Origin of the sequence: Thermoflexus sp. (genome assembly GCF_042408365.1) — a bacterium.
GTDB lineage: Bacteria > Chloroflexota > Anaerolineae > Thermoflexales > Thermoflexaceae > Thermoflexus.
Genome location: NZ_JBHOQJ010000030.1, coordinates 1 through 5,615, shown reverse-complemented (window position 1 = coordinate 5,615; position 5,615 = coordinate 1). Strand labels below are relative to the sequence as shown.

The following is a 5,615-nucleotide window of genomic DNA, read 5'->3' as shown; positions in this document are numbered from 1 at the left end:
GGCCGCCTTTGGCGGCCCCACCCACCCCAAAATCATTCAACTTCTGCGCCAAACGGTGCAAAATAAGGGGGGAGGAGCTTATGGGACAAAAGGGTCCTTTGCGTTGGCGAGGTGGCCACGGATGGCTGGTGCTGTGCGGAGGGGAGGACGCGGAGGAGGTGCACCGGATGGCCCTGGCCCGGAGCGCCCCGGAGGGGCTGGTGGTCGTGGTCATGGCGGCCGCCGATGATCCGGAGCGCGCCCGACGCTATGAGCGCCAATATCGGGCCTGGGGAAGCCCCCCCTGTCGGGTGCTGACCTTGCGCGCCCGGGAGGACGCCTTCGAGACGGCCCATGTGCGCCTTCTGCTGGACGCTCGCTTGATCCTGATCGCGGATGGCGATGTCCGGTGCCTGCTGGAAACTTTCTTCGATACGCCGGCCCTCCAGGCCATGCTGACCGCCTATCATTCTGGCGCGGTGGTGCTGGGGATCGGCGCGGGGGCGGAAGCCATGGGGACTTGGGCGCTGCGTTCCAGCTGGGAGGAAACCTTGGGGGCCTGGGGGTGGCTGCCGGGCGCCTTCGTGGTGAGCCATTACACGCCGGAGGCCGCCCGGGCGCTTCAAGCAGCGCTTCATCGGCGCCCCTTTGCGTACGGCATCGGCCTGGCTGAAGGAGCGGCCCTTGCCCTCGGCCCGGATGACCGGATCGAGCGCTGGGGCGGGGGAGAGATCACGGTGATCTTCGGAGCCCGCTGGCTGGATCACAAATGAAATGGCGAGGCCGGGGATGAAGGAACCGCTTTGGGATCTGGAAGGCCAACCCTTCCGGCCCGATCGCCCGCTTCGCCGGGTGGTCTCCCTGGTCCCCAGCCTCACCGAAACCCTGTTCGACATGGGCCTGGGGGATCGGGTGGTCGGGCGGACGGATTATTGCGTCCACCCGGCGGAGGCGCAAGCGATCCCTTCGGTGGGGGGAACGAAAAACCCGGATCTCGCCCGCATTTTCGCCCTGCGGCCGGACGTGGTTTTTGTGAACGTGGAGGAGAACCGGAAGGCGGATGCGCTGGCCATCGCAGCCCGGGGGATCCCGGTCGCGGTTTCCTTCCCTTGTTCGGTGGCGGAGGCGATCGCCCTCGTCCGACGTCTGGCCGCGCTGTTCGACCTCCCCCGCCTGCCGGTGCTCGAGGAGATGGAAGCCATGGTCGCTGCCCGCCGCCAAGCGATTCCCGAACGGCCTCCGCGGGTGTTTTGTGCGATCTGGAGGGATCCCTGGATGACGTTCAATGCGGAGACTTATGCGCATGATGTGTTGACCTTGTGTGGGGGCGAGAACGTCTTCGCGAACCGCCGGCGACGGTATCCGCTGGCTGCGGATCTGAACCCCGATTTGCCCGCTCGACAAGTAACGCGGGATGAGCGGTATCCGCGGCTTTCGGAGGAGGAGATCCGCCGCGCTGCCCCGGAGCTCATCCTGCTTCCCGATGAGCCCTATCCCTTCCGCGCGGAGGATGTGGACGCCGTACGCGCCCTTTTCGCCGATACGCCGGCCGGGCGCGCGGGCCGTGTGCTTTGGATCGAGGGCAGCCTGCTGTTCTGGCATGGCACCCGCCTGCGGCGGGCGCTGCAGGTGCTGCCGGCGCTTATTCAGGGGTAGAATCTTTTCCGTAGGGAATTCGGAGGGCGGGGAGGGGGATGAAACAGCGGTTGATCGTTGGGATCAGTGGGGCCAGCGGGGTGATTTTCGGGATCCGATTGCTGGAGGTCCTCCGCTCGAACCCAGAGATCGAAACCCATCTCGTTCTCAGCCCCGCGGCTCGCATCACCATCACCCAAGAGACCGATTACACGGTCCGCCAGGTGATGGAGCTGGCGGATGTGGTCCATCCGCACCATGACATCGGGGCAGCCATCGCCTCCGGGTCCTTCCGGACCATGGGGATGGTCATCATCCCGTGCTCGATCAAGACCCTGGGGGCGATCGTCAGCGGCTACACCGCCGATCTGATGAGCCGGGCGGCCGATGTCACCTTGAAGGAGGGGCGGCCGCTGGTGCTGGTGGTGCGGGAGACCCCCTTACACATCGGCCATCTGGACTTGATGCGGCGGGCGGCGCGGATGGGGGCCGTGATTATGCCCCCCGTCCCCGCCTTTTACGGCCGTCCCCGCACCGTTCAAGACTTGATCGACCAGATTGTGGGGCGGGTGCTCCTACGGTTGGGGATCGAGAACGACCTCTACACGCGATGGAAGGAAAAGATGTAGGAGTTGCGCCGTTCGGAACCCACGAGAGGAGGCGGAAGGCCCCCCAACCCTCCCGAGGAAATCAACGGCGTAACTTCTAAGATGCGAAGGCGCACGGCCGTGCGCTCCTGAAGCCGTTCGGGCACCCACACGACCTGAGGCGTAGCGATGAAAACCTTAGTGGTAGTCCCTACTTATAATGAGGCGGACAACTTGCCGCATCTGGTCCAGGCGTTGCTTGCCCTGGGCCTACCGGAGCTGCGGATCCTCGTGGTGGATGATCGATCCCCGGATGGGACCGGCGAGGTCGCGGAGGCATTGGCCCGGCGATATGCGGGCCGCCTCTTGGTGTTGCATCGGGATGGCCCGCGGGGCCTGGGGCCGGCCTATCTGGAGGGCTTTCAGCTGGCGTTACGGACCGATGCCGAGGCGATCGTCCAAATGGATGCCGATCTTTCCCATCCGCCCTCCGCGATCCCGGCGATGCTCGAGCGGATGGCGGATTACCATGTGGTGGTGGGATCCCGCTACGCCCCGGGGGGACGGGTGGATCTGCGCTGGGGGCCTGGGCGTTATTGGTTGAGCCGCTGGGGAAATTTCTACGCGCGCGCCGTTCTGGGGCTGCGGGTTCGCGATGCGACGGCCGGCTTCAAGTGCTGGCGTCGGGATGCGTTGGCCCGGATGCCGTTGGAGCGCGTCCGCTCCAACGGCTATATCTTCCAGGTGGAGATGGCCTACCTCGCCCAGCGCCTGGGATATCGGGTGTGTGAGATCCCGATTTTCTTCGAGGACCGGCGGGTGGGCCGCTCCAAGATGAACTGGCGGATCAAGATCGAGGCCGCTTTGCGGGTCTGGGAGCTCCGTTGGCGCTATCGCGATTTGAAGCCGATTGTGGCTGAGGCCGAGGGATGAGCGGGGATCCCGTTCGCTTTGCCCAAGCCCTGGCGGACGATCACCGGCAACAGATCCTACGGCTGCTCTGGGGCCGTGAACTCTGCGTGGGGGATTTGGTCCAAGCGTTGGATCTCTCCCAGCCTGCCGTCTCCCATCACCTTCGGATTCTGCAGCAAGTCGGCCTCCTGAAGGCCCGGGAGGCTGGACGCCGGACGTTCTACACCCTGGATCTGGATGCCCTGGATCACGGGCTGCGGGCCCTGCGCCTCGCCCTCCGGCCGACCCGTCGCAAGGGGCGACGGCGGTCGTGAGGACTCCGGGGCATGGGAAGCCCGCTCGGCGCTCCCCTGGAAACCTCCCGCCCCTTATCGGAGGCGATCCAGCATCTGGAGCGCCCGGCGTCCGAAATCCCCCAACGGATCCAAAAGGACCGTCTGCTCCAGGAGGCGGCGGGCCTCCGCGCGCTGGTCCTTCGCGGCCAGCACGATCCCCAGACGATAACGCACCGATGGCCGCTTCGGATCCATACGGAGGGCTTGGCGAAGGAGCCGCTCGGCTTCTTCCCATTCCCCCCGGAGGTAATGGGCCCACCCCAGCCACTCGTAGCCTTCCACGCGTTGGGGTGCCCGCTGGAGGATCTGCTGGGCGGCCTCGATGCCTTTCCCCAGCCATACCTGATGGCCCAGATAGAGCGTGGCCAACGCGATCCAGAACTCCACATCCTCCGGATCCGCCTCAACGGCTTGACGGAGCCAGCGGTCAGCTGCCACAAGATCCCCGGCCAGCATCGCCGCCCGACCGCGCTCAAAGGCGTACAGGGGGTTCGGATCCAGCTGATAGGCGGCGGCGAACCGCCTTCGTGCCTCCTGGTATTGCCCGTGCTCCAGAAGATAAAGGCCCCAGAAATAGTGGACCTCCGGGGGGATCGCGGAACCCTGGCGGGCCTGCTGCAGCCAGGGCATTCCATCTTGCTTCAGGCGCCCCATGGCGTAGCCCAGGGCGGCCATCGCTACCGGGTCTCCCGGATGTGTCTGCAGCCAACGGGCCAAAGCGAGCCGGGCTTCCCCCCAAAACCGGGCCCCCAGCAGCGCGAAGCCCCAGCGGCGCGCGGTTTGATCGCGCGCGTCTTCTGGGCATTGGGCGTTCACGGCGCATGGCTCCGGCAGCCAATCGGCCCAGCTTCGGAAAGGGGAGGGAAGGGCGATCAGGAGCGCCCGGGCCGCCTCCGGATCCTGCACACCCAACAGGAGGCCCAATCGAAATCGGATGAGTAGATCATCCGGATGATAGAACGCCCCGGTCTCCCATGCGTTCCGAGCCTCCTCTCCATCCCCGAGGGCCAGCGCCGCTTCCGCCCAACGTTGGAACGCCTCTCGATCCGATGGCATCCGGAGGGCCCACGCCTTCCAGAGGGTTCGGGCCTTTTCCCAGTCCCCTCGTTGCATGGCGATCTCCGCCAGACCTCGAAGCGCCCACGGATCCCCCTGTCGCATCGCACGCCGCCATGCCGCTTCCGCCTCTTCCAGATCTCCCATGGCTGTGTGCGCCCGGGCGATACGATGCCAGACCGCAGGATCCATTGGGCGGAACGCCAGGGCCGCCTGATACGCTTGCCGGGCGGAGAGGATCCGCCCATCCGACCAGAAGGCATCTCCCTCCTGGATCCACCGCGCCGCCTGAATTCCGAAGGGATCCAGACTGAGGAGCAGGGAGAGTAGGATCGGCCCGCCGACCTGGAGGCATCGGCGCAGGCAATGGAGAAACGGTCGCAGGAGGAGGCGTGCGGAATTAAAATTAAGGAAATCGCGAAGGGCAGCCTTCGGGCTGTCCTGGCGATCGGGCGTTTCTTGAGCCTCAGGAATTTTTCCGGAGCGCATCGCGATGTCGCTACGGGTAGCCATTGTGGGGGCCGGAGCGGCCGGCCTGGCCGCCGCTTACGATCTGACCCGCGCGGGAGCCTCTGTGGTGGTCTATGAGGCCGCATCCCAGGCCGGCGGGCTGGCCTCCGGCTTCAAAGCGGAAGGCTGGTCCTGGTCCCTGGAGCGATTTTATCATCATTGGTTCGCCTCCGATACGGAGATCCTCCGCCTGATCCAGGAGCTGGGCCTGGGCCATCGGGTGCGGTTCCCTCGTCCGGTCACCGCTGTCTGGTATAATGAACGGCCTTATCCCTTCGATAGCCCCATGGCGGTTCTCCGTTTCCCGGGCCTTTCCCTGGCCGAGAAATTGCGGATGGGCTTCGTGATCGCCTATCTCCGCCTCACCCCCCGTTGGGAGCCCCTGGAACGGGTGACCGCCCATGAGTGGCTCCCCCGTTACATGGGGCGGCGGGCATATGAACGGATCTGGCAGCCCCTTCTCGAGGGGAAGTTCGGGGAAGCCTACCCGGAGATCAACATGGCCTGGTTCTGGGCGCGGATCCACAAGCGCAGCCCGCGGCTGGGGACCTTCGAAGGCGGCTTTCAGGCGTTCTTCGACGCCCTGGTCGAGCGGATCCGC

At 65.9% G+C, this 5,615-nt stretch carries 7 protein-coding genes; 6 read left to right on the top strand and 1 reads right to left on the bottom strand.

Annotated features, from left to right (window positions below):
* The first annotated feature begins 80 nt into the window (after positions 1–80).
* The 5 genes from ACFMO5_RS01380 (at position 81) to ACFMO5_RS01360 (ending at position 3,427) form a co-directional block, all read left to right on the top strand.
* Complete coding sequence (locus ACFMO5_RS01380; protein WP_376790982.1) at positions 81–752, top strand: Type 1 glutamine amidotransferase-like domain-containing protein; 672 nt, start codon at positions 81–83, stop codon at positions 750–752.
* A gap of 16 nt (positions 753–768) precedes the next feature.
* Entirely contained in the window at positions 769–1,635 is an 867-nt protein-coding gene (locus ACFMO5_RS01375; protein ID WP_376790981.1) for a helical backbone metal receptor, read from the top strand.
* A 38-nt stretch (positions 1,636–1,673) separates the two neighbouring features.
* Positions 1,674–2,243, top strand: a complete 570-nt coding sequence (locus ACFMO5_RS01370; RefSeq protein ID WP_376790980.1) for a UbiX family flavin prenyltransferase — start codon at positions 1,674–1,676, stop codon at positions 2,241–2,243.
* Between the two features lie 147 nt (positions 2,244–2,390).
* The gene (locus ACFMO5_RS01365; protein ID WP_376790979.1) at positions 2,391–3,134 is read left to right on the top strand and encodes a polyprenol monophosphomannose synthase; all 744 of its coding nucleotides are present in this window, start codon (positions 2,391–2,393) and stop codon (positions 3,132–3,134) included.
* Positions 3,131–3,427 carry an ArsR/SmtB family transcription factor gene (locus tag ACFMO5_RS01360; protein ID WP_376790978.1) on the top strand — a complete coding sequence of 99 codons (297 nt, stop codon included), beginning with the start codon at positions 3,131–3,133 and terminating at the stop codon, positions 3,425–3,427. Before ACFMO5_RS01365 ends, ACFMO5_RS01360 begins: the two co-directional genes overlap by 4 nt.
* Positions 3,428–3,481: 54 nt before the next feature.
* Here ACFMO5_RS01360 and ACFMO5_RS01355 read toward each other — a convergent pair whose 3' ends face one another.
* A complete protein-coding gene (locus ACFMO5_RS01355) occupies positions 3,482–4,993 on the bottom strand; it encodes a tetratricopeptide repeat protein (RefSeq protein WP_376790977.1) in 1,512 nt (503 codons plus the stop codon).
* 4 nt (positions 4,994–4,997) lie between these two features.
* On the opposite strand from ACFMO5_RS01355, the gene ACFMO5_RS01350 reads away from it, so the two are divergent.
* Positions 4,998–5,615, top strand: a 618-nt coding sequence (locus ACFMO5_RS01350) for an FAD-dependent oxidoreductase (protein WP_376790976.1), incomplete at its 3' end; no start/stop codon positions are given.